This window comes from Frigoribacterium sp. MCBA15_019 (assembly GCF_001864945.1).
Classification (GTDB): domain Bacteria; phylum Actinomycetota; class Actinomycetes; order Actinomycetales; family Microbacteriaceae; genus Frigoribacterium.
Genome location: NZ_MJGS01000017.1, coordinates 38,182 through 63,886, shown reverse-complemented (window position 1 = coordinate 63,886; position 25,705 = coordinate 38,182). Strand labels below are relative to the sequence as shown.

Annotated in this window: 23 protein-coding genes; 19 read left to right on the top strand and 4 right to left on the bottom strand. The window is 71.7% G+C overall.

Annotated features, from left to right (window positions below; translation table 11 throughout):
* The first annotated feature begins 311 nt into the window (after positions 1 to 311).
* Positions 312 to 1,865: a hypothetical protein gene (locus tag BIV04_RS12445; RefSeq protein WP_071256628.1), complete on the top strand. Its 1,554-nt coding sequence runs from the start codon at positions 312 to 314 to the stop codon at positions 1,863 to 1,865.
* On the opposite strand, the gene BIV04_RS12440 is transcribed toward BIV04_RS12445, so the two are convergent.
* Positions 1,828 to 2,787 carry a cation diffusion facilitator family transporter gene (locus tag BIV04_RS12440; protein WP_071256627.1) on the bottom strand — a complete coding sequence of 320 codons (960 nt, stop codon included), beginning with the start codon at positions 2,785 to 2,787 and terminating at the stop codon, positions 1,828 to 1,830. The two genes, BIV04_RS12445 and BIV04_RS12440, sit on opposite strands and share 38 nt — an antisense overlap.
* Before the next feature lie 326 nt (positions 2,788 to 3,113).
* Between BIV04_RS12440 and ileS the strand changes: the two genes are divergently transcribed.
* The 4 genes from ileS to ndk all read left to right on the top strand — a co-directional run bounded on the left by ileS (position 3,114) and on the right by ndk (position 8,728).
* A complete protein-coding gene (gene ileS / locus BIV04_RS12435) occupies positions 3,114 to 6,407 on the top strand; it encodes an isoleucine--tRNA ligase (protein ID WP_071256626.1) in 3,294 nt (1,097 codons plus the stop codon).
* Complete coding sequence (locus BIV04_RS12430; RefSeq protein ID WP_083396433.1) at positions 6,404 to 7,810, top strand: folylpolyglutamate synthase/dihydrofolate synthase family protein; 1,407 nt, start codon at positions 6,404 to 6,406, stop codon at positions 7,808 to 7,810. The genes ileS and BIV04_RS12430 overlap by 4 nt, the downstream gene beginning before the upstream one ends.
* Positions 7,807 to 8,241: a DUF4233 domain-containing protein gene (locus tag BIV04_RS12425; RefSeq protein ID WP_071256625.1), complete on the top strand. Its 435-nt coding sequence runs from the start codon at positions 7,807 to 7,809 to the stop codon at positions 8,239 to 8,241. The genes BIV04_RS12430 and BIV04_RS12425 overlap by 4 nt, the downstream gene beginning before the upstream one ends.
* 70 nt (positions 8,242 to 8,311) lie before the next feature.
* Positions 8,312 to 8,728, top strand: a complete 417-nt coding sequence (ndk, locus tag BIV04_RS12420) for a nucleoside-diphosphate kinase (RefSeq protein ID WP_055973686.1) — start codon at positions 8,312 to 8,314, stop codon at positions 8,726 to 8,728.
* Positions 8,729 to 8,821: 93 nt separating this feature from the next.
* On the opposite strand, the gene BIV04_RS12415 is transcribed toward ndk, so the two are convergent.
* Both BIV04_RS12415 and BIV04_RS12410 read right to left on the bottom strand, forming a co-directional pair.
* Entirely contained in the window at positions 8,822 to 9,745 is a 924-nt protein-coding gene (locus BIV04_RS12415; protein WP_054145971.1) for a thioredoxin domain-containing protein, read from the bottom strand.
* A gap of 127 nt (positions 9,746 to 9,872) precedes the next feature.
* Complete coding sequence (locus tag BIV04_RS12410) at positions 9,873 to 10,502, bottom strand: vitamin K epoxide reductase family protein (protein ID WP_255364281.1); 630 nt, start codon at positions 10,500 to 10,502, stop codon at positions 9,873 to 9,875.
* Positions 10,503 to 10,988: 486 nt separating this feature from the next.
* Between BIV04_RS12410 and BIV04_RS12405 the strand changes: the two genes are divergently transcribed.
* The 5 genes from BIV04_RS12405 to BIV04_RS12385 are packed head-to-tail and all read left to right on the top strand — an operon-like array spanning position 10,989 to position 18,024.
* Positions 10,989 to 13,835 carry an Rne/Rng family ribonuclease gene (locus BIV04_RS12405; RefSeq protein WP_255364280.1) on the top strand — a complete coding sequence of 949 codons (2,847 nt, stop codon included), beginning with the start codon at positions 10,989 to 10,991 and terminating at the stop codon, positions 13,833 to 13,835.
* An 18-nt stretch (positions 13,836 to 13,853) separates the two neighbouring features.
* Positions 13,854 to 14,660 (top strand): hypothetical protein, encoded by an 807-nt coding sequence (locus tag BIV04_RS12400; RefSeq protein ID WP_071256623.1) that lies wholly within the window; start codon positions 13,854 to 13,856, stop codon positions 14,658 to 14,660.
* Positions 14,657 to 15,709, top strand: a complete 1,053-nt coding sequence (locus BIV04_RS12395) for a permease (protein WP_071256622.1) — start codon at positions 14,657 to 14,659, stop codon at positions 15,707 to 15,709. Before BIV04_RS12400 ends, BIV04_RS12395 begins: the two co-directional genes overlap by 4 nt.
* Positions 15,699 to 16,583, top strand: a complete 885-nt coding sequence (locus BIV04_RS12390) for a TIGR03943 family protein (RefSeq protein ID WP_083396432.1) — start codon at positions 15,699 to 15,701, stop codon at positions 16,581 to 16,583. Before BIV04_RS12395 ends, BIV04_RS12390 begins: the two co-directional genes overlap by 11 nt.
* Positions 16,564 to 18,024 (top strand): hypothetical protein, encoded by a 1,461-nt coding sequence (locus tag BIV04_RS12385; RefSeq protein WP_177174819.1) that lies wholly within the window; start codon positions 16,564 to 16,566, stop codon positions 18,022 to 18,024. The genes BIV04_RS12390 and BIV04_RS12385 overlap by 20 nt, the downstream gene beginning before the upstream one ends.
* A 37-nt stretch (positions 18,025 to 18,061) precedes the next feature.
* Here the strand turns inward: BIV04_RS12385 and BIV04_RS12380 are convergent, their stop codons facing one another.
* On the bottom strand, positions 18,062 to 18,337 hold the full coding sequence (locus tag BIV04_RS12380) for a DUF4031 domain-containing protein (protein WP_369825321.1): 276 nt from the start codon (positions 18,335 to 18,337) through the stop codon (positions 18,062 to 18,064).
* Between the two features lie 177 nt (positions 18,338 to 18,514).
* Here BIV04_RS12380 and rplU point away from each other — a divergent pair, with 177 nt between their 5' ends.
* The 9 genes from rplU (at position 18,515) to rsfS (ending at position 25,600) form a co-directional block, all read left to right on the top strand.
* Positions 18,515 to 18,823 (top strand): 50S ribosomal protein L21, encoded by a 309-nt coding sequence (gene rplU, locus BIV04_RS12375; RefSeq protein WP_071256619.1) that lies wholly within the window; start codon positions 18,515 to 18,517, stop codon positions 18,821 to 18,823.
* Positions 18,824 to 18,841: 18 nt separating this feature from the next.
* Positions 18,842 to 19,108 carry a 50S ribosomal protein L27 gene (gene rpmA / locus BIV04_RS12370; protein WP_071256618.1) on the top strand — a complete coding sequence of 89 codons (267 nt, stop codon included), beginning with the start codon at positions 18,842 to 18,844 and terminating at the stop codon, positions 19,106 to 19,108.
* A gap of 144 nt (positions 19,109 to 19,252) precedes the next feature.
* Positions 19,253 to 20,803, top strand: coding sequence for a GTPase ObgE (obgE, locus tag BIV04_RS12365; RefSeq protein ID WP_071256617.1), 1,551 nt, complete (start codon positions 19,253 to 19,255; stop codon positions 20,801 to 20,803).
* Positions 20,800 to 21,645 (top strand): glutamate 5-kinase, encoded by an 846-nt coding sequence (gene proB / locus BIV04_RS12360; protein ID WP_071256616.1) that lies wholly within the window; start codon positions 20,800 to 20,802, stop codon positions 21,643 to 21,645. The genes obgE and proB overlap by 4 nt, the downstream gene beginning before the upstream one ends.
* Positions 21,646 to 21,740: 95 nt before the next feature.
* The gene (locus tag BIV04_RS12355) at positions 21,741 to 23,009 is read left to right on the top strand and encodes a glutamate-5-semialdehyde dehydrogenase (protein ID WP_071256615.1); all 1,269 of its coding nucleotides are present in this window, start codon (positions 21,741 to 21,743) and stop codon (positions 23,007 to 23,009) included.
* Between the two features lie 38 nt (positions 23,010 to 23,047).
* Positions 23,048 to 23,269 (top strand): hypothetical protein, encoded by a 222-nt coding sequence (locus BIV04_RS12350; protein ID WP_043597092.1) that lies wholly within the window; start codon positions 23,048 to 23,050, stop codon positions 23,267 to 23,269.
* Between the two features lie 17 nt (positions 23,270 to 23,286).
* On the top strand, positions 23,287 to 23,913 hold the full coding sequence (gene nadD / locus BIV04_RS12345) for a nicotinate-nucleotide adenylyltransferase (RefSeq protein WP_082383319.1): 627 nt from the start codon (positions 23,287 to 23,289) through the stop codon (positions 23,911 to 23,913).
* Complete coding sequence (locus BIV04_RS12340; RefSeq protein WP_071256614.1) at positions 23,910 to 25,124, top strand: hypothetical protein; 1,215 nt, start codon at positions 23,910 to 23,912, stop codon at positions 25,122 to 25,124. Before nadD ends, BIV04_RS12340 begins: the two co-directional genes overlap by 4 nt.
* Positions 25,125 to 25,186: 62 nt before the next feature.
* A complete protein-coding gene (gene rsfS / locus BIV04_RS12335; RefSeq protein ID WP_071256613.1) occupies positions 25,187 to 25,600 on the top strand; it encodes a ribosome silencing factor in 414 nt (137 codons plus the stop codon).
* Positions 25,601 to 25,705: the final 105 nt, after the last annotated feature.

Here is a 25,705-nt window from a genome sequence, read left to right as displayed (position 1 = left end):
AGGAGGCGGTGGTCGCCCCCGGGCCGGACGGGCACGTGCCCTTCCTGCCCGGTCGACCACCGCCTCCTCGTCCTCCCGGGGCGCACCGGGCCCGTCCTGCACCGGGGAGCACCGTCGTCCCGTCATCCGCGAGGTTGAGGAGAGCTCATCTCCAGGTCGCGTCATGTTCGTGGATCTGGGGACAGCGCCCCCCGAGGGGCCACGCCGGTGCGTACGGTCATCCCAGGCGGTCCTTTCAGCGGCCACCTCGCGGGGCCCGGGGGTGGGGCGAGAGCGCCGCGTCAGCATCGGCCCACACGAGAGAGAAGACCATGAAGAACACCCTGTCGGCCGCCGTGGCGCTGCCGACCGTCGTCGCCATCGCCCTGGGTGGACTCCTGATGGCAGCGCCGGCGGCATCCGCCGCTCCGGCTCCCGTCGAGCAGAGCGTCGGAGGCGCGGTGCCGGTCGACGAGACCGCCCCGGCCGAGGCGCCCGCCCCGCCCGCGACCCCGGAGCGGGCTCCCGTCGACGAGCCCGGCGACGTCGAGACGGAGGCCCCCGTGGTTGACGAGCCCGCTGCCGCCGCCGACGATGCGGTGGCCTCCACGCCGACCGCGGACGCCGCGACGACGCCGACCGCCGCCGAGGTCCCGACGGCCGAGGCCGCCGTCGAGCCGGCCTTCGCCGTCACCAGCCCGGCCCAGGGGCAGGTGCTGGCGTCCGCCGGGGTGCGCGTCGAGGGAACGGCGCCGACGGGCAGCCGGGTGGTCGTGACGTCGTCCGACGACGGCTCCGGGGTCGTGGTGCCCGTCGTCGACGGGACCTTCGCCGAGGCCGTCTCGCTCCCGGCGCTCTCGACCGCTGAGTCGTACACCGTCACCGTCCAGGTGACGGGGGCCGACGGTGCCGAGCTGGGCGTGATCGAGCGCACGGTCGTCGTGGCAGGGCTGCCGACCAACGCCGCTCCCACGATCTCGACGCCCGGCGACGGCAGCGTCGTCGAGGGCATCCCCTACACCTCCGGTGACTTCGACACTGGGGCCATCGAGATCACGGGCACGGGCACGCCCGGCGCGATCATCGACCTCGACCTCGACGGGATCGACCCCGACGTCTCCTACGGCTACGACTACGAGCCCGCCGTGGTGAAGGCCGACGGTACCTGGGCCGAGGCCGGCTACCGGCCGTACGGCACGTGGCGCGTCTCGATCCGACAGCTCACGGTCGACGCCGACGGCTTCGTGACGGCGCTGCCCTCGAGCTACGTCTCGGTCGTCGTCGACGTCGTGCCGCCCGCTGCCGCACCCGCCGCTGCTCCGGTCGTGACGTCGCCAGCCCAGGGCAGCACCGTCGTCGGTCGACCCGACCGCAGCCAGGGCGCGGGCGCGTCCCCGCTCGAGTTCACCGTCAGCGGCACCGGCACGCCCGGCAGCGCGATCGCGATCTACGGGTACTTCGACGACGGACGAGCCGCCATCGACCGCTACGCCGCGGCTGCCCGCGGAGAGAGCATCGGCGACGGCGAGTTCGAGCCGCTCGTCGCCGGCCTGGCCCCGATCGTCGTCGCTGCCGACGGGACCTGGACGACGACCCAGAGCCTGGTCGGCCCGGGGACGTACTCGTTCGCCGCCTTCGCGCTGACCGGAGACCTCTCCTTCTTCCCGACCATGTCCGCCCCGAGCGACGTGGTGACCTTCACGCTCGTGGTTCCGACGGCCACCGCGACCACCGCCTCCCTCGCCTTCACGGGTGACGACGGCGTGGGTCCGTGGCTGGCCGGCGGCGTCCTGGCGATCGGCCTCGGGGCGGCCGCGCTCGCCCTGGTCCGCCGTCGCGGACGGCGCGTCAGCGACGCGGCTGCAGGCTCGGTTCGTCGGGTGTAGCCAGGGTCAGCACCGCCTCCTCCACCGCGTCGTGCTGCTCGAGCTGACGCTCCACGCGGCGGAGGGCCACGGCCACGTGCTCCTCGCTGTCGTCGCCCGTCATGTCGACGGCGGCGACCAGGTAGAGCCGGCCCGGTCCGACGAACTCGGTGTGCAGATAGGTGACCCGCTCGATCTCGGGTCGGGCCAGCAGGCGTTCGAGCACGGTCGACTCGAGTTCGTCCGAGGGACTCTCGCCGACGAGGAACCGCCGGTTGCGGTCGATCAGCACCAGCGCGACCACCCCGAGCAGCACGCCGACGGCGATCGAACCGATCGCGTCGAACACCGCCGACCCGGTGACCTGGTGCAGGAAGATGCCCAGGAAGGCGATCAGCAGGCCGATCAGGGCCGCCGCGTCCTCGGCGAACACCGCCCGCAGGGTCGAGTTCGAACTGCGCAGCACGTGCCGCAGCGTCGGCACCCGGCGTTCGGCCGCCGAGCCGCGGGCCTGGCGGAAGGCCTGCAGGAACGACGTGCCCTCGAGCACGAAGGCGATCGCGAGGACGACGTAGTTGATCAGGTAGTCCTCCGCCTCTTCCTCGGCGGTCAACTGCGAGATGCCGTGCTGGATCGACACGACGGCGCCGACGGTGAACAGGCCGAAGGCGGCGAACATCGACCAGACGTACGTCTCCTTGCCGTAGCCGAGAGGGTGCGCGTCGTCCCGGCGCTTGACGCCGCGCTTGTCGGCGATGAAGAGGAAGACCTCGTTGCCCGTGTCCGCCCAGGAGTGCGCCGACTCGGCGACCATCGACGCCGACCCCGTCAGGAAGGCGGCGACCGTCTTCGCGACGGCGATCAGCAGGTTGGCGAGGAACGCCACGATCACGGTGACCGTGCTCTCGGGCTTGGCCGGTGGGGCGGACGGGGTGGAGGACATGGCCTCGATCCTGCTCCTCGGGACGGCCTCGCGCCTCCCCGGCTCTGACGGTAGGATCGACCACGCATCGATCCGGCCATCACCGGGGAGCACCCGGAAGAAAGCGACCGGCGGGCCACGGCCCGGTGGTCGTCGGTAGAACCGGGCGGGGCAGGCCCGTCACAGCCGCAGCAGAGCGGTCGCGGTCACCGTCCGAGAGGGCGACGACGGCGGCAAGCGGGGTGGTACCGCGCCACCCGGGTCAGGCACCCGGTCGGCGTCCTCGTGGTCAGAAGGTCCCTCGGCCAGTGCAGCGGGGGCGACCCACCGCACGACCTGGAGAACCGATGACCTACCCCAAGGGTTCCGACGCCACCGGCGTCCCCGCCTCCCCGCGCTTCCCCGAGATCGAGACCGGCGTCCTCGCCTTCTGGAAGCGCGACGACACCTTCGCCGAGTCGATCCGCGCCCGCGAGGGCTGCGACGAGTGGGTCTTCTACGACGGCCCGCCGTTCGCCAACGGCCTGCCGCACTACGGACACCTGTTGACGGGCTACGCCAAGGACGTGTTCCCGCGGTACCAGACCATGCGCGGCAAGCAGGTGCACCGACGCTTCGGCTGGGACACCCACGGGCTGCCCGCCGAGCTCGAGGCGATGCGCCAGCTCGGTCTGACCGAGAAGCACGAGATCGACGACATGGGCATCGACGTCTTCAACGCCGCCGCCCGCAAGTCGGTGCTGCAGTACACCGACGACTGGCAGCAGTACGTCACCCGTCAGGCGCGCTGGGTCGACTTCGACCACGACTACAAGACCCTCGACGTCGACTACATGGAGAGCGTCGTCTGGGCCTTCAAGCAGCTGCACGACAAGGGCCTCGCGTACGAGGGCTTCCGGGTGCTGCCGTACTGCTGGCACGACCAGACCCCGCTGTCGAACCACGAGCTGCGCATGGACGACGACGTCTACAAGAACCGCCAGGACCAGACGGTCACCGTCGCCTTCCCGCTCGTCGGCGCCAAGGCCGAGGCGCTCGGCCTGACCGGCGTCGAGGCGCTGGCCTGGACGACCACCCCATGGACCCTCCCGACCAACATGGCGCTCGCCGTGGGGCCGGCCATCGACTACGTCGCCGTGCCCCACGCCCTGCTGCCGGGCGAGCGCACCGGTGACCAAGAGCTGCTGACCGGCAGCGTGTTCCTGCTCGCCGCCGACACGCTCGGTGCCTACGCGCGCGACCTGGGCTACGAGTCCGCCGAGGCCGCCCAGGCCGCCGTCACCGCGACCTTCACCGGTGCCGAGCTCGAGGGCGTCGAGTACGACCGCATCTGGGACGTCTACGCCGACACCGAAGCCTGGGGCACCGAGAACGCCTGGCGCCTGCTGGTCGCCGACTACGTCGCCACGGGTGAGGGCACCGGCATCGTGCACCAGGCCCCGGCCTACGGCGAGGACGACCAGCTGGTCTGTGCCGCCGCCGGCATCCCCGTGATCGTCTCGGTCGACGACGGGGGGCGCTTCCTGCCGATGTTCGACGAGCTGGGCGTCGCCGGCCTGCAGGTCTTCGAGGCCAACAAGCCGCTCGTGCAGCGCCTCCGCGCCGACGGTCGCCTGCTGCGCCTCGCCAGCTACGAGCACAGCTACCCGCACTGCTGGCGTTGCCGCAACCCCCTGATCTACAAAGCGGTGTCGAGCTGGTTCGTGCGCGTCACCGAGTTCCGCGACCGCATGGGCGAACTGAACCAGCAGATCACCTGGGTGCCCGACAACGTCAAGGACGGCCAGTTCGGCAAATGGGTCGGCAACGCCCGCGACTGGTCGATCTCGCGCAACCGCTACTGGGGTTCTCCGATCCCGGTGTGGAAGAGCGACGACCCCGCCTACCCGCGCGTCGACGTCTACGGCTCGCTGGCCGAGATGGAGGCCGACTTCGGTCGCCTCCCGCTGAACGCCGACGGCGAGCCCGACCTGCACCGCCCCTACATCGACGAGCTCACCCGCCCGAACCCCGACGACCCGACCGGGCAGAGCACCATGCGCCGCATCGAGGACGTCCTCGACGTCTGGTTCGACAGCGGCTCGATGCCGTTCGCCCAGGTGCACTACCCGTTCGAGAACCAGCAGTGGTTCGACGAGCACAGCCCGGCCGACTTCATCGTCGAGTACATCGGTCAGACCCGCGGCTGGTTCTACACGCTGCACACGCTGTCCACCGCGCTGTTCGACCGTCCGGCCTTCTCGAACGTGGTCAGCCACGGCATCGTGCTCGGCTCCGACGGCCAGAAGATGTCGAAGAGCCTGCGCAACTACCCGGACGTCAGCGAGGTGTTCGACCGCGACGGGGCCGACGCCATGCGTTGGTTCCTCATGTCGAGCTCGGTGATCCGCGGCGGCAACCTCGTCGTCACCGAAGAGGGCATCCGCGAAGGCGTCCGGCAGTTCCTGCTGCCGCTCTGGAGCACCTGGTACTTCTTCTCGCTCTACGCCAACGCCGCGTCCGGAGGCGCGGGTCGTCACGCCGCCCCCGGTTACGACGCGCAGTGGCGAACCGACTCGAGCGACGTCCTCGACCGCTACCTGCTCGCAAAGACGCGCCTCCTGGTCTCCGACGTCGAGGCCGCGCTCGACGCCCTCGACACGCCGCGGGCCACCGCGACGCTGCGCGACTTCGCCGACGTGCAGACCAACTGGTACGTCCGGCGCTCGCGCGACCGGTTCTGGTCGGGCGACGACGTCGACGCGTTCGACACCCTCTTCACGGTGCTCGAGACGCTCACGCGGGTCGCGGCCCCGCTCGCACCGCTCGTCGCGGACGAGGTCTACAAGGGCCTCACCGGGGGTCGCTCGGTGCACCTGACCGACTGGCCCGACGCCTCGGCGTTCCCGGCCGACGACGCCCTCGTGGCCTCGATGGACGCCGTCCGCGCCGTCGCGTCGAGCGGTCTGGCGCTGCGCAAGGCGCAGGGTCTGCGCGTCCGTCTGCCGCTGGCCCGTCTGACGGTCGTCACGCCCGACCCGGCGGGCCTCGAGGCGTTCGCCGACATCGTGCGCGACGAACTCAACGTCAAGCAGGTCGTCGTGACCCGCCTGACCGAGGAGAGCCTCGGCGAGTACGGCGTCACCCGCAAGCTCACCGTGAATGCCCGGGCCGCCGGCCCCCGCATCGGCAAGCAGGTGCAGCAGGTCATCCCCGCGGCCAAGAAGGGCGACTGGCAGCCCGCGGGCGAGAACGTCGTCGTCGGCGGTGTCGAGCTGCTGCCGGGCGAGTTCACCCTCGAGCTGGCGGTCGCGGACGCGTCGAGCGCCCTCGCCTTCGTCGGCGACGGCGGCTTCGTGCTGCTCGACACCGCGACCACGCCCGAGCTCGAGGCCGAGGGCCTGGCTCGTGACGTCGTCCGCGCCGTCCAGCAGGCCCGCAAGGTCGCCGACCTCGACGTGTCCGACCGCATCACGACGACGCTCACGACCGACGCCGTCGCGGCCGCCGCCGTCGAGGCGCACCGGGAGCTGATCTCTCGCGAGACCCTGACCACCGAGTTGATCGTCGACGTCCACGAGGGCGTCGGCGAGAGGCCCGAGAAGACCGTCGTCGGATCGGGCCCCGGCTCGGCCGTCGTCGTGGAGGTACGACGCGCATGACACCCAAGAAGAACGACCGCACCGGCGAAGCCGCGGACGACCGCGGGGGTGAGTTCGCGGCCGGCGCGCAGCGCGTCTCCGACGAGCTGACGGCGCGCATCGGCGAGCAGGCCCCGCAGCCCCGGCTCGAACCGACCCGGCGCGCCGTCGAGCTGCTCGGCGACCCGCAGCGGGCCTACCCGGTGATCCACCTCACGGGCACCAACGGCAAGACGTCGACCAGCCGCATGATCGAGAGCATCCTGCGGGCGCACGGCCTGCGCACCGGCTTGATGACGAGCCCACACCTCGTGCGCCTCAACGAGCGCATCGTGATCGACGGCGAACCGATCAGCGACGAGCGCCTGGTCGCCAACTGGGACGACATCCAGCCCTACCTGACCATGGTGGACACCGACCTCGAGGCCTCGGGCGAGCCCGCCCTGACCTTCTTCGAGGCCCTGACGGTGCTCGCCTTCGCCTGCTTCGCCGACGCCCCCGCCGACGTGGTCGTGCTCGAGGTCGGCATGGGAGGCGAATGGGACAGCACGAACGTGGCCGACGGCCAGGTCGCCGTCTTCACCCCGATCGCGCTCGACCACCAGAACCGACTCGGCTCGACCGTGGCCGAGATCGCCCGCACCAAGGCCGGCATCGTCAAGCCCACCGCCGCCGTCGTCTCGGCGTCGCAGACCCCCGAGGCACTGGCCGAGCTCGCACGCGCCGTCGAGCTGAGCGAGGGGTCGCTCGCGGTCGAGGGCACCGCCTTCGGCGTCGAGTCGACCACCGTCGCGGTCGGCGGCCAGGTCGTCACCATCCGCGGGCTCGCCGGTCGCTACGACGACCTGCTGCTGCCGCAGTTCGGTGACCACCAGGCCCAGAACGCGGCCGTGGCGGTCGCGGCCGTCGAGTCCTTCCTCGGCGGCGGGTCGCAGCCGCTCGACCACGAGGTCCTCGCCGAGGGACTCGCGAGCGCGACCTCTCCCGGTCGCCTGCAGATCGTGGCCAACGAGCCGACGATCCTGGTCGACGCCGCGCACAACCCGCACGGCGCCCGCGCCCTGGCCAAGGCGCTCGACGACTACTTCCAGTTCGGCGGCGTCGTCGCGGTGCTCAGCGTGCTGGCCGACAAGGACGCCGCGGGCATCGTCCGCGCCCTGGCGCCCACGGTCACCCAGTTCGTCGTGACCAGCTCGCAGTCCGACCGGGCGATCGACGCCGACGAGCTCGCCGCCATCGCGGTGGGTGTCGTGGGTGCGGACCGCGTCGTCGTCGAGACCGACCTCGTGGCGGCCCTCCGCACGGCGCGCGACCTGGCCGACGAGGTCGAGGGCGACGAGCCCGGCGGCGTCGTCGTGACGGGTTCGATCACGCTGGTCGGCGACGTCATCGCCCTGTCGCAGCAGCCCGAGGGGCTCTCGTGACGGCCACACCGCCTCCTGCCGGAGGGGGAGCCGGACCCGGCGCCGGCGGGCGATCGCGTCGCCCGCGCCGACGTCGCGGGGCGGCCGAGAGCCTGCTCTCGATCGTCCTCGTGCTCGAGGCCATGACGCTGTTCTTCGTCACCCTCGTGGTCTTCGGGCGGCAGTTGTTGCCGGCCGGCGTCGCCTGGAGCGGTGGCCTCGGCGCGATCGTGCTGACGCTGATCGTCTCGCAGACCCTGCGCTGGCGCTGGGGCGTCGCCCTCGGCTGGCTCGTCCAGCTCGGCCTGGTGGCCTGCGGGTTCCTCGACCCGGTCATGTTCGTCGTGGCCGCCCTGTTCGTCGCGATCTGGACCTACTGCCTCGTCAAGGGCACGCAGCTCGACCGCATGAACGCCGCCCGGCTGCGCGACGCCCCCGGCGACGGGGCCTGAGCCGGCACCCACCGACCCGTTCGCCGGGCGTCCGCCCGCGAGCCACCCGCCACCCACCGAAAGAGGAGCAATGTCCGATCTCGAAGAAACCCTCGTCCTCGTCAAGCCCGACGGCGTCGCCCGCGGCCTGACCGGCGAGATCCTGCGCCGCATCGAGGCCAAGGGGTACTCGCTCGTCGACGTCCGCCTCGTGCAGGCCGACCGCGACCTGCTCGCGAAGCACTACGAGGAGCACGTGGGCAAGCCCTTCTACGAGCCCCTCGTCGAGTTCATGCAGAGCGGCCCGACCGTCGCGCTGCGGATCGCCGGCAACGCCGTCATCGCGGGCTTCCGCTCGTTGGCCGGCACGACCGACCCCACGACCGCGGCTCCCGGCACGATCCGGGGCGACCTCGGCCGCGACTGGGGCCTGAAGGTGCAGCAGAACCTGGTGCACGGCAGCGACAGCCCCGAGAGTGCCGCGCGAGAGCTGGCCCTCTGGTTCTGAACCACCCGCCGGCGTGACGCCGGAGACCACCGAGCCCGCGCCTCCTGATCGATTCAGGAGGCGCGGGCTCGGTCGCGTCGACGGCTCGCGTGGTCAGGGGGTCGGCGTCGCCGTCGATCCCTCGGTCTCGCCCGTGCTGGTGTCGTCGGTCGAGGCGCCGTTCTGCACCTCGGCGACGAACTGGGCGAAGGTGCTGGCGTCGGTCAGCGAACCCTGGTACTGCTGGCCGTTCACCAGGACGAGCGGGGTGCTCGCGAGCTTGTCGAGCGACGAGTTCGGGATCGGGTCGTTCAGCGCCCGCTGGGTGGCCGAGGCGACCCAGTCCTCGAAGTCACCGCCCTTGATGCACGAGGGGATCTGGTCGTCGGTCGCCCCGGCACCCTGCACCAGGGTGACGAGCTCGTCGTTCGTCAGGCCCCGGGTGTTCTCTTCGGGCTGTTGCGCGAACAGGGCCGTGTTGACGTCGAGCGCCTTGTCGGGCTCGTAGTTGGCGACGCAGGCGAAGGCGTTGGCGGCCCGGGTCGAGTACCGGCTGCCCTGCGAGGCGTTGTCGAGGAACCCGATGGGGTGGATCGCCAGCGTCGCAGCGCCGCTCGAGACGGCTTCGTCGAGCTGCTGGGCGTTCGTCGTGTCGAACTGGCCGCAGAACGGGCACATGTAGTCGAGGTAGACCACGATCGACGGCACGTCACCGGAGGCGCTCGGGGCCGGGGTCGGCGTCGCGTCGGCCGCGAGGGCGCCGCTAGGGACGGCGGTGACCGCCCCGTTCGAGCCCTCGAGCACGAGGCCGTCGCTCGCCATGTTCGCGGGGCCGGGACCGGCCGGCTTGATCGACTGCGTGATGACGAGGGCGACGATGGCGAGGACGGCCACCACGCCGACGACCAGGCCGCCCTGCAGGAGCCACTTGTTGCGTCGGCGCCGTCGGGCCTCGGCCTCACGGGTGATGCGGGCCTTCTCGCGGGCCGCCTCTCGGCGTTCCTTCTTGCTGGCGGGGGAGTCGGTGGGTGGCGTCATCAGTCCTCGTCGTGGCTCGGGGGTCGTCGGACCAGACTGGCGAGGCCGTCCTGGATTCTGCTGGGAGCACCCTGAGTGCGACGCGCGGTGTCGGCGCGACCGCGCCGGGGACGAGAGGAGGCGCGGGTCACCCGAACAACGTCGGCAGCAGCAGCGGGAACACGACGACGATGGTCGTGGCGACGACGATGTAGTTGAGCACCGGCAGCACCCACGAGTAGGGGAGGAACCGTGCCGCCGCCCGCTGGAGCGGCCCCTCGGGGACGGTGACGCCCCGAGCCGCGCCCCACACCGTGAACACCCAGAACAGTGGGATGGTGAAGAGCCAGACGAGCATGCACCACGGGCAGAGCGCGCCGATGACGAACACCGTCTGCGTGAAGAGCCAGGTGACGAAGACCCAGGCGAGCAGCAGCCCGAGGTTGAACGCCAGCCAGAACCACCGAGCGAAGCGGGCGCCGGCGAGGAGGCCCAGGCCCACCGCCACGGGGGCGGCGAAGCCGATCAGGCCGAGGATCGGATTGGGGAAGCCGAAGAGCGAGGCCTGCCAGCTGTTGATGACCGGCGAGCAGCCCACGAACGGGTTGACGTCGCAGCCGAGCGCCGCGCCCGGGTTCTCGAGCAGCCGGAACTTGTCGAGGGTGAGGGCGAAGGCACCGACCAGGCCGCCGAGACCGGAGACGATCAGCAGCACGGCGGCCACGAACGGGGTGCGGCCGGTGGGCAGGGTCACGGCCCGAGGCGTCTCGACGGTCACGCTCAGCAGTATCGCACGGGCCGTCGAGGCGTCCGCTTTGACCCCACCCCGGCGTGGGCGTGCGATAATCGAGCCAGTCGTGGGGCCCAGGCCCCGAGATCCAGGCTTACCGGGCACTGCCGGCCGTCGTCGTGACGCGAGAGATCGCGTTCTCGACCAGGTCGAGCCGAAACCGGGCCAGAGCGCAGGCGCTCATCGTCGGATGGCCAGTTCCGAACCAGCAAGAGCGACACGAAGAACAGCACGTCGACGAACGACACCGAGGGCGACGACCGCAGGTCGGTCGACACCCCGGGTGACCGAACGTGACGTGTCCGACAAGGCGCGCCGTGAGAGGGCGCGGTGGTCAGGGGCAGGTGCCACGTCACCGCCCGACCACGACACGAGAATTCCTGCCGACGGCATGGCCTCGGCGGGGCGAGGAGCGCACCGCAAGTGGTGAACGACAACACAGACAACGACGGACGTCCGAAGAAGAGAAGGGGATTGTTCGCAGGCCTGAGGGCTCGCCAGGCGGCGGTCGACGCCGCCTCGGCGACGACCCCGGCCGCGCAGCAGCCAGCACTCCCTTCACCCGTCCGGACGACAGACGACGCCCAGGAGGCATCACCCGTGACCCACGAGACCGAGACCACCGACGAGCAGGTCGCGGCCCAGGCCCCGACCTCCGAGCCAATCACCACCGACGCCGTCGCCGAGGCGTTCGTCGCCGCGGCGGCCCAGCCGGCCCAGGCCGATGACGAGTCGTCCGCGTCGCCGATCCCGGCGAACCTGACGACCACGTCGCTGATCTTCCACGCACCCGAGATCACCGTCCTGCCGGCACGCCCCGGGCGACGACAGCGCGACGATCGCGACGACCGGTACGACCGCGACGATTCGTGGGACGACGACCGCGATGGCGACGACGACCGTGACGAGCGCGACGACCGTGACGAGCGCGACGACCGCGAGCAGCAGCCCGCCTCGCGCCGCCGTCAGCGCGGCCGCTCGCAGGACCGCGAAGAGCGCGACTCCGAGACCCGTGGTCGTGATCGCGACCGTGCGCCCCGCCAGGCGGAGCTCATCACCGAGCCGCAGCGCATCAAGGGTTCGACGCGTCTCGAGGCGAAGAAGCAGCGTCGCCGCGACGGCCGCGACGCCGGGCGCCGCCGCACCGTCATCACCGAGGCCGAGTTCCTCGCCCGTCGCGAGAGCGTCGACCGCAAGATGATCGTCCGCTCGTCGGGCGACCGCATCGAGATCGGCGTGATGGAGGACGGCACCCTGGCCGAGCACTACGTCGCCAAGGCGCAGAACGTGTCGCTCATCGGCAACGTCTACCTCGGTCGCGTGCAGAACGTGTTGCCCAGCATGGAAGCCGCCTTCGTCGACATCGGACGTGGCCGCAACGCCGTCCTCTACTCGGGCGAGGTCGACTGGGACTCCCTGTCGACGGGCAACCAGCCCCGTCGCATCGAGCTGGCCCTCAAGCCCGGCGACCGCGTGCTCGTCCAGGTCACGAAGGACCCCGTCGGCCACAAGGGCGCTCGTCTCACGAGCCAGATCTCGCTGCCGGGTCGCTACCTCGTCTACGTGCCCAACGGCTCGATGAACGGCATCAGCCGCAAGCTGCCCGACACCGAGCGTGCGCGTCTCAAGAAGATCCTCAAAGAGGCCCTGCCCGAGAACACCGGCGTCATCGTGCGCACGGCGGCCGAGGGTGCGACCGAAGAGCAGCTGACCCTCGACGTCAAGCGCCTCACGAACCAGTGGGCCGACATCGAGAAGAAGGTCGCGGCGGGCAACGCCCCGAACCAGCTGCACTCCGAGCCCGACCTGCTGATCAAGATCGTGCGCGACGTCTTCAACGAGGACTTCCACGAGATGGTCATCGACGGCGACGAGGCGTTCGAGACGCTGCAGTCCTACCTGGCGGCCGTGGCCCCCGACCTCATGGACCGCGTCAAGCGCTACGAGGGCGACAAGGACGCCTTCGACGAGTACCGCCTCAACGAGCAGATCGAGAAGGCGCTCGACCGCAAGGTCTGGCTGCCCTCGGGCGGTTCGCTCGTCATCGACCGCACCGAGGCGATGACCGTCGTCGACGTCAACACCGGCAAGTTCGTCGGCTCGGGCGGCAACCTCGAAGAGACGGTCACCAAGAACAACCTCGAGGCTGCCGAAGAGATCGTCCGTCAGCTGCGTCTGCGCGACATCGGCGGCATCATCGTCGTCGACTTCATCGACATGGTGCTCGAGTCCAACCGCGACCTCGTGCTGCGTCGCCTGGTCGAGTGCCTCAGCCGCGACCGCACCAAGCACCAGGTCGCCGAGGTCACGTCGCTCGGGCTCGTCCAGATGACGCGCAAGAAGCTGGGCCTCGGCCTGGCCGAGTCGTTCTCCGAGGCCGGCAGCGCCGCGCGCGTCCAGGAGCAGCAGCCCCGCAAGGGCGGCCAGCAGGGCGATCGCCGACGGGGCGGCCAGGCGGGCGGGTCCGGCAAGTCGGGCGGCAACGGCCACAACACGGGCGCCGGTGCGGGCACCGGGCCCCAGTCCGGTCGCGGCGGCCCCTCGGCGCCGACCGGTGGGGCGCACCCCACGACGGGCACCCACGCCATCACCGACGACGTGAAGAACGCCCTCTCGCGCATCGCGGCGAGCACCATCGCCCACGCCGAAGAAGGCGGCGTCAAGGACGACGACGCGGCCAGCCAGGCCGCGGCGGCCGTCGAGGCCGCCATCGACGCCGCAGCGGCGGGTGCCACGAAGGTCGAGCCGTCTGCCGAGGCCGCCGGTGACACCGCGGACGACGGCCGTCGCGGTCGTTCGGGCCGCAAGGGTCGCCGTGGTTCGTCCCGCGCCGCCCGCGAGGCTGGCGAGACCACCGACGAGTCGGCGCGCGCCGAGTCGGCACGCGCCGAGTCGACGACCACCGACTCGAGCGCCGGCGTCATCGAGATCCCCGCGGCGGCCCCGGCCGAGCGGTCGGCCCCGGCCGCTGCCGAGGCCGCACCCGTCGACGAACCCACGGAGGCGCCGGTCGCGAAGACCACGGAGCGTCGCCGCTCGTCGGCCACGGTCTCGACCCCGGACGCCACGGTCGCGATCCTCGACATCCCCGTGGCGACCACGCGTCGCGAGCCGCGTCGCATCAGCAGCCAGGACGCCGAGCAGCTGCTCGACTCGGTGTTGGGTGCGTTGCCCGAGCCGAAGCAGCCCGGACAGGGGCGTTCGCGTTCGCGCCGCGCCTCCAGCCAGGGAACGACCGCGGCGGCTCCGGCCGAGCCGACGACGTCCGGCGAGTCCGGGCCGTTCATCCTGGGCGTGGGGGTCAGCTCCGACGATCTGTGAGTCGTCTAGGGTGACTTCGTGCCTCTGACCCAGCCCGGAACCCCGACCGTCAGGTCGAGGTTCCGGGCTGCGTCCGTCTCGGCCTCGGGGCCCGAGGGGCGCGAACGTCTGCTCGTGGCGGGCACGGCCCTCGTCGTCGTCCTGGTGGCCCGCTTCGCCCTCGGTCTCGTCGCCCTCGTCGGGTCGGCGGTCGGCTTCTCGGTGACGGCGTTCCCCAGTGGGTTCGTCGCGACGCCGGTCGGGCAGTTCCTGGGCAGCTTCGTGCTCTACCCGTTCCCGTTCTACGTCGCCTCGTTCGTCGTGCTCGTTGCCGTCCGGCCGCTGACGCCGCGGTCCGACCTCCGGACGGTGATCCGCCACGCGGTCGTCGCGGGCGGCGTCGGGACGATCGCGCTGGCGGTCGTCGGAATCGTCCCGGGCATCGTGCTCTCGATCGACGGCGGCACCTGGGTGAACCTCGCCCTCTACCTGACGACCATCCCGCTGTCGGCCGGCATCGTCGACACGGCCCTGCTCGTCGCCGGCGCCGTGCTCGCCCGACTGTGGCTGGGCGGCGGCGACGGTGACGAGGTCTGGGCGGTCGAGCCCACGCCCCGGGTCGCCGAGGCCGGGGCGGGCGACGACGCGACCGACGCCGAGGACCACACCGCGCCTCCTGCCGTCGCGGACGACCGGCTCACCCGCGTCCCGACGACCGTTGCCGCGGGACCGTCGGCCCCCGTCGCCCCGCCCGAGCGTCCCGTCGTACCGGCGCACCCGGCCCCCGCGCCGGAAGACTGGTCGCGCTTCGCGCCCCCCACCGGTCCGAGCGAGGACGACCGGTGAGCGCTCCCGTCCAGGAGCGCACCGAGCGCACCGAGCACGGCGTCGGTCGTCGTGCGCGCCGGGCTCCGTCGCGCGTCCCCTTGCTCGTGGCCGGTGGGCTCGTGCTCGGCGTCCTCGTGGCGGTCCGCCTCGCCTCACCCCTCCTCGGCCCGGGGCTGCTGCCGAACGCGCTGCAGGACTTCGTCACGCTGACCATCAGCGTCATCGTCGAGTCCATGCCGTTCGTCCTGCTCGGCATCGTGCTGTCGATCATCGTGCAGGAGTGGCTGCCGCAGGCGTTCTTCTCGTCCTGGCTGCCGAAGAGGGGGCTGCCCCGTCGGGCGGTCATCTCGTTCCTCGGCATGTTCCTGCCGGTCTGCGAGTGCGGCAACGTGCCGTTGGCGCGCGGGCTCGTGCTCAAGGGCTTCACGGTCTCGGAGTCCATGACCTTCCTGCTGGCGGCGCCGATCCTGAACCCGATCACGATCATCACCACGCACCAGGCGTTCGGGTGGGACAACGGCATCCTCGTGGCGCGGCTGATCGGCGGGTTCGTCATCGCGAACCTGATCGGCTGGCTGTTCAGCAAGCACCCGAACCAGCAGAGCCTGCTCACCTCCTCGTTCGCGGCCGAGTGCCGGGTCGACGACGGCCATGCGCACGGGCGGGGTCGCACGGCGAAGAGCGTCGACCTGTTCCGCCGCGAGATGTCGACCATGATGCCGGCGCTCTTCATCGGTGCGGCCATCGCCGGCGCGATCCAGACGATCGTGCCGCGGTCGGTGCTCGTGACGCTCGGCAGCAACCCCGTCTGGTCGGTGCTGGCGATGATGGTGCTGGCCTTCGTCATCTCGATCTGCTCGAACGTCGACGCGTTCTTCGTGTTGCCGTTCGCCTCGACGTTCATGCCCGGCGGCATCGCCGCCTTCCTCGTCTTCGGCCCCATCATCGACGTCAAGATGCTGGCCCTGCTGAGGACGACCTACACACCCAAGGTGCTCGGGCAGGTCACCCTCGTGGTGGCCCTGACGAGTGCCGCGATCGGACTGGTGGTCAACTATGTCGCCTAGCCCTGCTCCCGGCCCCTGGCGCCGACTGCTCGACCGGTGGCAGGGGGTGCTGCTGACGCTCGTCGTCGGCGTCGCCACCCTCTGGCTCGCCGCGACCGGCCAGCTCGTGCTGTACATCCACCCCCGGTACGACGTCTTCACGGTCGTGATGATCCTGATCGGCATCGCGTTGTCGCTGGCCACGCTGGCGTTCTCGCCCGTCCGGGGCGACGACGCGCACGACGGCCACGACCACGACGCCGGCCATGGCCACGACCACGACGGGCGTCGCGACGCGGCCGAGGTGCCCGCGGTCGAGGACGGGTTCCGCCCGCGCCGCCGCCGACCGGTCGCCACGGGTGCCCGCCGCCTCGCCTTCTCGGCGGGCGTCGCCGTCACCGCCGCCATCGCGATCGCCGTCGTCGCCCTGCCCCCGGCGACCCTCACCAGTGCCACGGCCGGCCAGCGCGACGTGAACTCGTCGACCGCGGCGCTCGACCGCACGACCGTGGCCGACGCGACCGGCGCCTCCTCGGACGCCTACCGGTCGTTCAGCGTCCTGGACTGGGCCGGCCTGCTGAGGCAGACGACCGACCTCGCCTTCTACGAGGGCAAGACCGCCGACGTCGTCGGTTTCGTCACGCCGTCCGACACCGACCCCGACGATGTGTTCTACGTGTCGCGCTTCGTCATCACGTGCTGCGCGGTCGACGCCCAACCCGTCGGCGTGCCGGTCTACCTGCCGGGGTGGCAGGACCAGGTCGCCGCCGACGACTGGGTCGAGGTCACGGGTGGCTTCGACACCAACCGCAGCAGCTCGAGCCAGGACCCCGTCGCCCTCGTGCCCGACGACGTGACGACCGTGGGACAGCCCAGTGACCCGTACCTCTACTGAGGGCGGGCGGGGCCGGGGCACGACGGGAGGGGCCACGCCCGACCCGTTCGCGTCCGACCCCGTGTTCCTCACCGAGCAGGACGCCCGTGAGGCCGGTGCCCGCTGGCGCACGCGATGGATCGCCGTCGTCACCGCTCTGGCGGTGGTCTGCGCCGCCTTCGTCGGGCTGACCTACTTCCAGGGTCCGAAGGCGGGCGAGACGCAGGTCGACACGACGGCTGTGGTCGAACGTCCCGGCCAACAGCTGCGGGTGTTCGCCAACCAGGCGCTCGCCCACGTCGACGCCTCGCAGGTGGTCGTGACGCCCGCGGCCGCGTTCACGGTGCAGACCTCGGGCGACGTGGTCGCGGTGACCTTCACCGGCCGGCTCGCCTACGACACCGACTACCACGTCCGCATCGGCGGCGTCTCGAGCGTCTACCAACGACAGACCTCGACCCTGGAGGCGCGGTTCAGCACGCCCCCGGCGACGCTGTACCGGCTCGTGCGGGGTACGGGCGGGGCCGACGACCGCATCGAACGAGCCGGGCTGCGGGGCTCCGATCGCACGACCGTCTGGTCGGCGCCGCGCATCCAGGCCTACGAGGTGTTCGACTCGGCGGTCGCGGTCGTCACGGACGACGGGACGCAGAGCAGCCTCAGCCTGGTCTCGCTCGACGGGGCCGCCGTCGAGACCCTCCCCGTGCCCGACCAGCCGGGCCTGATCACGCGCTTCGCGGCCGACCGAGCCACCACGACGCTGGCGTTCTCGTTCCGTCCCACGGGCTCGGACGTCGAGACGCTCTACACGCTGCCCTTGCAGGGGCAGCGGGCGGTGGCGCCGGTCCTCGGACTCTCCGGGCAGCCCGTCGAACCGGCCGACTGGGCCTTCGTGCCGGGTGAGGACGTCGTCGTCGTCCAGGCCGTCGACGACTCGGTGAGCGTGATCGACCTCTCGGGAGTCGACCCGGTCCGCCCGGTCGGCACGTACTCGCTGCTGCAGGGTGTCTCGCTCGACGGCACCACCCTGATCGCCGCGTCGGCCATCGCGTCCATGGTCGTCGACCTCGCGACGGGGGACGAGCGCCCTCGCGCGCCCGCCCCGGTCGACGGGGTCCTCCCGTTCGCCGGGCCCCTCGTGGCCCTCGACTCCGACCATGTCGTCCAGCAGGTGTCGGTGCCGTCCGACGACGGGCTCACCTACCGCACGCTCGTGGTCGCCGACGACGGCACCACGTCGCGGACGCTCTGGAAGCCCCCGAGTGCGACGGGTGTGATCGAGGGCTTCGACGTCTCCCCGAACGGGCAGTACCTGGCGGTCCAGTCGGTCGGGGACGCGACGACGCCCACGGACTACTCGTACACGATCGACCCCGTGGCCCACGGGGTCACGACCACCATCGTCGACATCGCGTCGGGGGCGGTCGTGGCCAGCTACGAGGGCTTCGACACCACCTGGTGACCGTGCGGGGGCGGGGTCGCCCGAGTGGACGGGTGGCTCAGGACGTGAGACCGCGTTTGACCCGCTGGGACACCCGCAGTCCGCTGCGCTCGAGACGGCGGGCGAGGTCGAGGCCCGTCACGGCGACGGCGCCCCCGGCGATCAAATCGGCCCGTCGTGACTCGGGCACGTCGTAGTGGTCGTGGTCGAACCCCCGGCGGGGGATGCCGTGACGGGCGGCGAAGGCGTGCAACTCGTCGTACGAGTCGTCGCTCACCAGGTGTGCCCACAGGGTGTCGTGGGCCGGCCACACGGCCTCGTCGATCAGGATCACGCCCTGGATGCTAGTCGTCGGCCCGCCGACGGGCGCGCGAGTCCCCGAGCGGAGGAGGCGCGGGGCCGGCCGGCGGACGCGTTGACGGCCCCAGCGGCCCCCTGTACGATGGGCGGTTGGTGCGCGCAGGCTCGAGGCCGTGTCGTGCCGGACACCCCCAACTCTTAAGGAACAGTCATGGTCTACGCAGTCGTGCGCGCCGGTGGTCGGCAGGAGAAGGTCGAGGTCGGCACGATCGTCACCCTCGATCGCCTCAAGGCCGCCGAAGGCGACGCCATCACCCTTCCCGCCGTCCTGCACGTCGACGGTGACGCGGTCACCTCGGCCGCCGACGACCTGGCGAAGATCACCGTGACCGCCGAGGTCCTGAACGACCTGCGCGGCCCGAAGATCGTCATCCAGAACTACAAGAACAAGACCGGTTACAAGCGTCGCATGGGCTTCCGTGCCGACCTGACCCGCGTCAAGATCACCTCGATCAACTGAACCAGGGGCTGAGAACACATGGCACACAAAAAGGGCGCATCGTCCACCCGCAACGGTCGTGACTCGAACGCGCAGCGCCTCGGCGTGAAGCGCTTCGGCGGCCAGGTCGTCCTCGCCGGCGAGATCATCGTCCGCCAGCGCGGCACCCACTTCCACCCCGGCGTCAACGTCGGCCGTGGCGGCGACGACACGCTGTTCGCCCTCGCCCCCGGCGCGGTCGAGTTCGGCGCCAAGGGCGGCCGCAAGGTCGTCAACATCGTCGCCTCCGCGACGGCGACGGTCTAGCACGACCACGCGGCGTCGACACACGACCCGCATCGGCGGCCCCTCGCGGGTCGCACCGTCTGGGGCGAGCTTCCTGCTCGCCCCAGACGTGTTTGACCCGGGCAGCTCGCACCGGCACGCACAGACAAAGAGATCAAGCACCTCATGGCCACATTCGTCGACCAAGTGACCCTCCACCTCCGCGCCGGCAACGGCGGCAACGGCTGCGTGTCCGTCAAGCGCGAGAAGTTCAAGCCGCTGGCCGGCCCCGACGGCGGCAACGGCGGTCACGGCGGCGACGTCGTCATCGTCAGCGACAGCGGGGTCACGACGCTGCTCGGATTCCACCGAGCCCCCCACCGGTCCAGCGACAACGGCGGCTTCGGCATGGGAGACCACCGTGCCGGCACCAACGGCGAGACCCTCGAGCTCGTCGTCCCCGTGGGCACGGTCGTCAAGTCCGCCGACGGCACCGAGCTGATCGACATGGTCGAGCCCGGCATGCGCTACGTCGCCGCCGAGGGCGGCATCGGGGGCCTCGGCAACGCGGCCCTCTCGTCGACCAAGCGCAAGGCCCCCGGCTTCGCCCTGCTGGGCACCCCCGGCTGGGCCGGGGACGTGCTGCTCGAACTCAAGGTCGTCGCCGACATCGCGCTGGTGGGCTACCCGTCGGCCGGCAAGTCGAGCCTCGTCGCCGCCCTGTCGGCCGCGAAGCCGAAGATCGCCGACTACCCCTTCACGACGCTGCACCCCAACCTCGGCGTCGTCGAGTCGGGTGACACGCGCTACACGGTCGCCGACGTCCCCGGGCTGATCGAGGGTGCCAGCGAGGGCAAGGGGCTCGGGCTCGAGTTCCTGCGCCACGTCGAGCGCTGCTCGGCGCTGCTGCACGTCCTCGACTGCGCGACCCTCGACCCGGGCCGCGACCCGCTGACCGACCTCGACGTGATCCTGCGCGAACTCGAGGCCTATCCCGTCCCCGACGGCCAGAAGCCGCTGCTCGAGCGCCCGCAGCTGATCGCGCTCAACAAGGTCGACGTGCCCGACGGTCGCGAGCTGGCCGACTTCGTCACGCCCGAGCTCGAGGCCCGCGGCTACCGGGTCTTCGAGATCTCCGCCGTGAGCCACGAGGGCCTGCGCAACCTGTCCTTCGCCCTGGCCGAGGTCGTCGAGGCCAGCCGGGCCGAGATCGCGGCGCGCCCCGCGCCTCCTCGCATCGTCATGCGCCCCCGCGCCGTCAACGAGAAGCCCTTCGTCATCAGGGTCGAGGGCGGCACGTACGGCAACGTGTACCGCATCCTGGGCCAGAAGCCCGAGCGCTGGGTCGTGCAGACCGACTTCAACAACGAAGAGGCCGTGGGTTACCTCGCCGACCGGCTCAACGCCATCGGCGTCGAGGACGCCCTGTTCAAAGCCGGCGCGCAGGCCGGTTCGACGGTCGTCATCGGCCCCGAGGGCGGCATCGTCTTCGACTGGGAGCCCACCCTCACCTCGACGGCCGAGCTGATGACGAGCGCCCGTGGCACCGACCCGCGCCTGATCCAGAACGACCGTCCGACCCGCAACCAGCGTCGTGAAGAGTACTTCGAGCGCATGGACGCCAAGGCCGAGGCCCGCGCCGAGCTCCAGCGCGAACGCGCCGCCGGCCTGTGGACCGACGACGAGGGGTTCCTGGTGAAAGAGGGCGACGACGTCGAAGGCGACGAGCGGGCGTGACCGGGGGCGTCGTCGACCGCGCCGGCCTCGGCACGGCCCGTCGCATCGTGGTCAAGGTCGGCTCGTCGTCGATCAGCGGTGACAACGCGGGCCAGATCGAGCCGTTGGTCGACGCCCTCGCCGCGACGTACGGTCGTGGCGCTCAGGTGGTGCTCGTCTCGTCGGGAGCCATCGCCACGGGCCTGCCGCACCTGCGGGTCGACTCCCGTCCGACCGACCTCGCGACCCAACAGGCGGCCGCCGCCGTCGGGCAGAACGTCCTCATCTACCGCTACCAGCAGAGTCTGCGCCGCTACGGCATCGTGGCCGGGCAGGTGCTCTTGACGGCGGGAGACATGCAGAACCCCACCCACCGCAGCAACGCCCAGCGCGCCATGGAGCGCCTGCTCGAGCTGCGCATCCTGCCGATCGTCAACGAGAACGACACCGTCGCCACCCACGAGATCCGCTTCGGCGACAACGACCGGCTCGCGGCGCTGGTGTCGCAGCTGATCGGTGCCGACGCGCTCGTGCTGCTCAGTGACGTCGACGCCCTGTACACCCGACCGCCGCACGAACCCGGCGCCGTCGCCCTCGTCGACGTGCCCTTCGGCGACGAGCTCGCCGGGGTCACCTTCGGCGAGGCCGGCGCGGCCGGCGTCGGGACCGGAGGCGCGGGCACGAAGGTCGCGGCCGCCCGGTTCGCGGCCGAGGCCGGCACACCCGTCCTCGTGACGAGCACCGGCAACGTCGCCCGAGCCCTCGCGGGCGAGCAGGTCGGCACCTTCTTCGAGGCGGCGGGAGCCGCGGGGTCGGGACCTGCGGCGGGGGACGCCGGGTCCGCGGGCGAGCGACCGGCCTGACCCGCGCCTCCCGGGGCGACCGGCGCCTCCCGGGGTGACCGGCGGCGATCGTCGGCGGTCTCGCGGGACGGGGGAGCGGCGCATAGGCTTCGTGCATGTCGCTCATCGATGCCCCGGCCCCGTCGCTCACCGACAAGCTGACCGCCGCCAAGGCCGCCTCGCGCGTGCTCGCCACCGCGACGGCCGACCGCAAGGACGCGGGACTGCGGGCCGTCGCGGCCGCCCTGGTCGCGAACGTCGACCGCATCGTCGCGGCCAACGAACTCGACCTGGCGAACGCGCGCGAGAACGGCGTCGGTGCGTCGTTGCAGGATCGCTTGCGACTCGACTCCGGGCGGCTGGCCGGGCTCGCGTCGGCCACCGAGCTGGTGGCCTCGCTCGTCGACCCGGTCGGCGAGTCGGTGCGGGGCAAGGTGCTGCCGAACGGGCTGCGCCTCGACCAGGTCCGCGTGCCGTTCGGTGTGGTGGGCGCGATCTACGAGGCCCGGCCCAACGTGACGGTCGACATCGCGGCGCTCGCCCTGAAGAGCGGCAACGCGGCCGTCCTGCGCGGCGGCAGCGCGGCGCAGCAGTCCAACCGCGTGTTGGTCGAGGTCATGCGCGAGGCCCTGTCCGAGGTGGGGCTGCCCGCCGACGCGGTCGTCACCATCGACGAGTTCGGTCGTGACGGAGCCGGTGAGCTGATGCGCGCGCGAGGGCTGGTCGACGTGCTGATCCCCCGGGGCAGCGCCGACCTGATCGACACCGTCGTCCGCGAGTCGACGGTGCCGGTCATCGAGACCGGCGCCGGGGTCGTGCACGTCTTCCTCGACGCCAGCGCCGACGAGGGGTGGGCCGTCGACATCGTGCAGAACGCCAAGGTGCAGCGGCCGAGCGTGTGCAACGCGCTCGAGACGCTGCTCGTCCACCGTGAGGCGGCGGACCGCCTGCTGCCACCGGTGCTGGGTGCCCTGCGCGCCTCCGGGGTGACGATCCACGGCGACCGGCGCACGCTCGAGGTGTTCCCGGACGGCGTGCCGGCGACCGACGACGACTGGGCGACCGAGTACATGGGGCTCGACCTCGCGGTCCGGGTCGTGGCCGACGTCGACGAGGCCATGGCCCACATCGCCCGGTGGTCGACCCACCACACCGAGTCCATCGTGACCAACGACCTGGCGACCGCCGAGCGGTTCCTCGTCGAGGTCGACAGCGCGGTCGTCATGGTCAACGCCTCGACCCGCTTCACCGACGGCGGCGAGTTCGGTTTCGGGGCCGAGGTCGGCATCTCGACCCAGAAGCTCCACGCCCGCGGACCGATGGGGCTCGCCGAACTCACGAGCACCAAATGGGTCGTGCGGGGCCAGGGCCAGGTGCGCGGGTAGACTGACCGACGATCGTCACCGCCTGAACGGGAGAACCCATGCTCGACGCCTCGCTGCTGCTCGCCGAAGCCCACGAAGAACTCGCACCGCTGATCGCCCCGGCCCCGGTCATCGCCGGCGTCTTCGCCATCGCGTTCCTCGTCCTCGGCTACGTGGTGTTCAGCTACCGCGACGTCGCCAACCGTTCGCTGCGCAAGGCCAACAAGCTCGACCACCACGACGGTCCGATCGACGAGTTCGGTCACCCCGAGAAGCACTGACCGCCGAGGCCACCGAGATGGTCGTGACGGGCGCCACCGTGCCCGACGGCGAGGGCGTCAGGCGACCCCGCGTCGGCATCATGGGCGGCACGTTCGACCCGATCCACCACGGGCACCTGGTCGCGGCCAGCGAGGTCGCGCAGTCGTTCCACCTCGACGAGGTCGTCTTCGTGCCGACCGGCCAACCGTGGATGAAACCCGAGGTCAGCGAGGCCGAGCACCGCTACCTGATGACGGTCATCGCCACGGCGTCGAACCCGACCTTCACGGTGAGCCGCGTCGACGTCGACCGCGAGGGGCCGACCTACACGATCGACACCCTGCGCGACATCCGTCGCCTGCGTCCGACGGCCGAGCTCTTCTTCATCACCGGTGCCGACGCCGTGGCCCAGATCCTCGACTGGAAAGACGTCCAAGAGCTCTGGGACCTCGCCCACTTCGTCGCCGTCTCGCGTCCGGGGCACGACCTCAGCGTTAGCGGTTTGCCCGAGAGCGACGTAAGCTTGCTCGAAGTCCCCGCACTGGCCATCTCGTCGACCGATTGCCGCGCCCGGGTGGGTCGAGACTTTCCGGTGTGGTACTTGGTCCCCGACGGCGTCGTCCAGTACATCTCCAAGCACCATCTGTATCGGAGCGTTTCATGAGCACGTCCGACGGTCAGCCGCCCCTCACCCGGCGACAGATCCGCGACCTCGAGCGAGCCCGCGAGGCCGGTCAGGCCATCACCGGCGCCGTGCCCGTGGTGCCCGCCTCGACCTCCACGCCCGCCCCGCGCGCCGCCGCGGGCTCGACGGGTGACGTGCCGCTGCCGACGCCGGTTCCCTCGTCCGCCGCGCTGCGCGACGTCCCGCCCCCCGCACCGGGCTCGGTCGTCGACCCCGGCACCGGCCTGACCCGCCGACAGATGCGCGCCCTGCGCGACGCCAGCCAGACCCGCGACGCCTCGCCCGTGCCCCTGCAGGCCCCGGCCCCCGAACCCCGTCGTCCGCTGGCCGACGCGCTCAACACCGTCGACGAGATCGCCCCCGCCGCCGACCGTCCGGCCTCCGCGCCCGGCGCGTCCGTTCCGGCTCCGGCAGCGGTCCGCCCCGCCTCGGCCCCCGTGCCGTCCGCTGCGTCGGACGACGACGCCGACTCGTCGGACGACGCCCCCGGGCCCCGCCGCACGGGTGCGGCGCCCACGGTCCCTCCGGTGTCCTCGACTCCCACGCCGGCGTCGACGCCGACGGTCTTCCCGTTCGCGTTGTCCGACGAGCAGGACCGCAGCGGACAGGGCTCGCCGAGCGCGCCTCCTGCCCCGTCCCGCCCCGTGGCGTCGACGACGCCGCGCCCGTCCGGTGCCGCTTCGGCGCCCGAGCAGCGTGACGAGCCGTCCGACGCCGCGCCCGTCGTGCCGTCCGGTCACTGGTCGACCCAGTCCGACGAGCCCGACGCGCAGTCCGTCCCGGGCCGTCAGCTCGGCACCAGCACGGGTCAGCAGAACGCCTTGATCCTCACGGACGCCCAGGTCGCCGACGTGACCGGTGCGCTCAACGCGACCGGCGAGATCATCATCACGGGCTCGATCGACCTGCCCCGCAGCCTGGCGTCGACCGGCTCGCAGGCGCGGATCGACAACTCCGACATGGACCGCATCCTCGAGCAGGGCGACGCCGAGCAGGCGTCGAGCGACGCCGAGCCCGTCCGCGCCAGCCGGGCCATCAGCACGCACACGTCCACCCGCGCCGTCGTGCTGGCCGCGTCGCAGCCCAAGGGCAACCACCTGCCGCTGATCCTCGGCATCTCGGGCGGCGTCGTGGGCCTCGGTATCATCGGCTTGATCATCGGTGGCTTCGCCACCGGGGTGCTGGGCTGAGGCCCGACCCACCCGAACCGACCCCGGTCGGCCCGCATCACCACCTACCCCCTAAGGAACACGTGACAGCCACCCCTCGTGCCATCGAGCTGCTGCAGATCGCCGCACGCGCGGCCGACGACAAGCAGGCCGACGACCTCGTCGCCCTCGACGTGTCCGGCCCCCTGCCCCTGACCGACGTGTTCCTGCTGGCCACGGGCCGCAGCGAACGCAACGTGGTCGCCATCGCCGGCGAGATCGAGGACAAGATGCTCGAGGCCGGCGTCAAGACGCTCCGCCGCGAGGGTCGTGCCGAGGGCCGTTGGGTCCTGCTCGACTTCGGTGACGTCGTCGCGCACGTCTTCCACGACGAGGACCGTCAGTACTACGCGCTCGAGCGCCTCTGGAGCGACTGCCCGACGATCCCTCTCGACGTCCTGACCGAGTCGGCCGCCGCGCAGACCGAGGTCGCAGCGGACGCACCGGCCGAGGCCTGACCGCCCCGCGCCTCCCCTGTTTCGCCGCGTCGGCGAGACGTCACGACATGCCGCTCACCTCTGGAGGTGAGCGGCATCTCGCGTCTTCTCGAGGGCCCGCGACGA

Bases quoted from the DNA above. Each gene is read 5' to 3' on its own strand.
- rplU (WP_071256619.1), top strand. From the start codon at position 18,515: ATGGTCTACGCAGTCGTGCGCGCCGGTGGTCGGCAGGAGAAGGTCGAG.
- ileS (WP_071256626.1), top strand. From the start codon at position 3,114: ATGACCTACCCCAAGGGTTCCGACGCCACCGGCGTCCCCGCCTCCCCG.
- ndk (WP_055973686.1), top strand. From the start codon at position 8,312: ATGTCCGATCTCGAAGAAACCCTCGTCCTCGTCAAGCCCGACGGCGTC.
- BIV04_RS12415 (WP_054145971.1), bottom strand. From the start codon at position 9,745: ATGACGCCACCCACCGACTCCCCCGCCAGCAAGAAGGAACGCCGAGAG.
- BIV04_RS12340 (WP_071256614.1), top strand. From the start codon at position 23,910: ATGAGCACGTCCGACGGTCAGCCGCCCCTCACCCGGCGACAGATCCGC.
- rpmA (WP_071256618.1), top strand. From the start codon at position 18,842: ATGGCACACAAAAAGGGCGCATCGTCCACCCGCAACGGTCGTGACTCG.
- BIV04_RS12355 (WP_071256615.1), top strand. From the start codon at position 21,741: ATGTCGCTCATCGATGCCCCGGCCCCGTCGCTCACCGACAAGCTGACC.
- BIV04_RS12440 (WP_071256627.1), bottom strand. From the start codon at position 2,787: ATGTCCTCCACCCCGTCCGCCCCACCGGCCAAGCCCGAGAGCACGGTC.
- BIV04_RS12445 (WP_071256628.1), top strand. From the start codon at position 312: ATGAAGAACACCCTGTCGGCCGCCGTGGCGCTGCCGACCGTCGTCGCC.
- BIV04_RS12350 (WP_043597092.1), top strand. From the start codon at position 23,048: ATGCTCGACGCCTCGCTGCTGCTCGCCGAAGCCCACGAAGAACTCGCA.
- BIV04_RS12390 (WP_083396432.1), top strand. From the start codon at position 15,699: ATGTCGCCTAGCCCTGCTCCCGGCCCCTGGCGCCGACTGCTCGACCGG.
- BIV04_RS12430 (WP_083396433.1), top strand. From the start codon at position 6,404: ATGACACCCAAGAAGAACGACCGCACCGGCGAAGCCGCGGACGACCGC.
- nadD (WP_082383319.1), top strand. From the start codon at position 23,287: ATGGTCGTGACGGGCGCCACCGTGCCCGACGGCGAGGGCGTCAGGCGA.
- obgE (WP_071256617.1), top strand. From the start codon at position 19,253: ATGGCCACATTCGTCGACCAAGTGACCCTCCACCTCCGCGCCGGCAAC.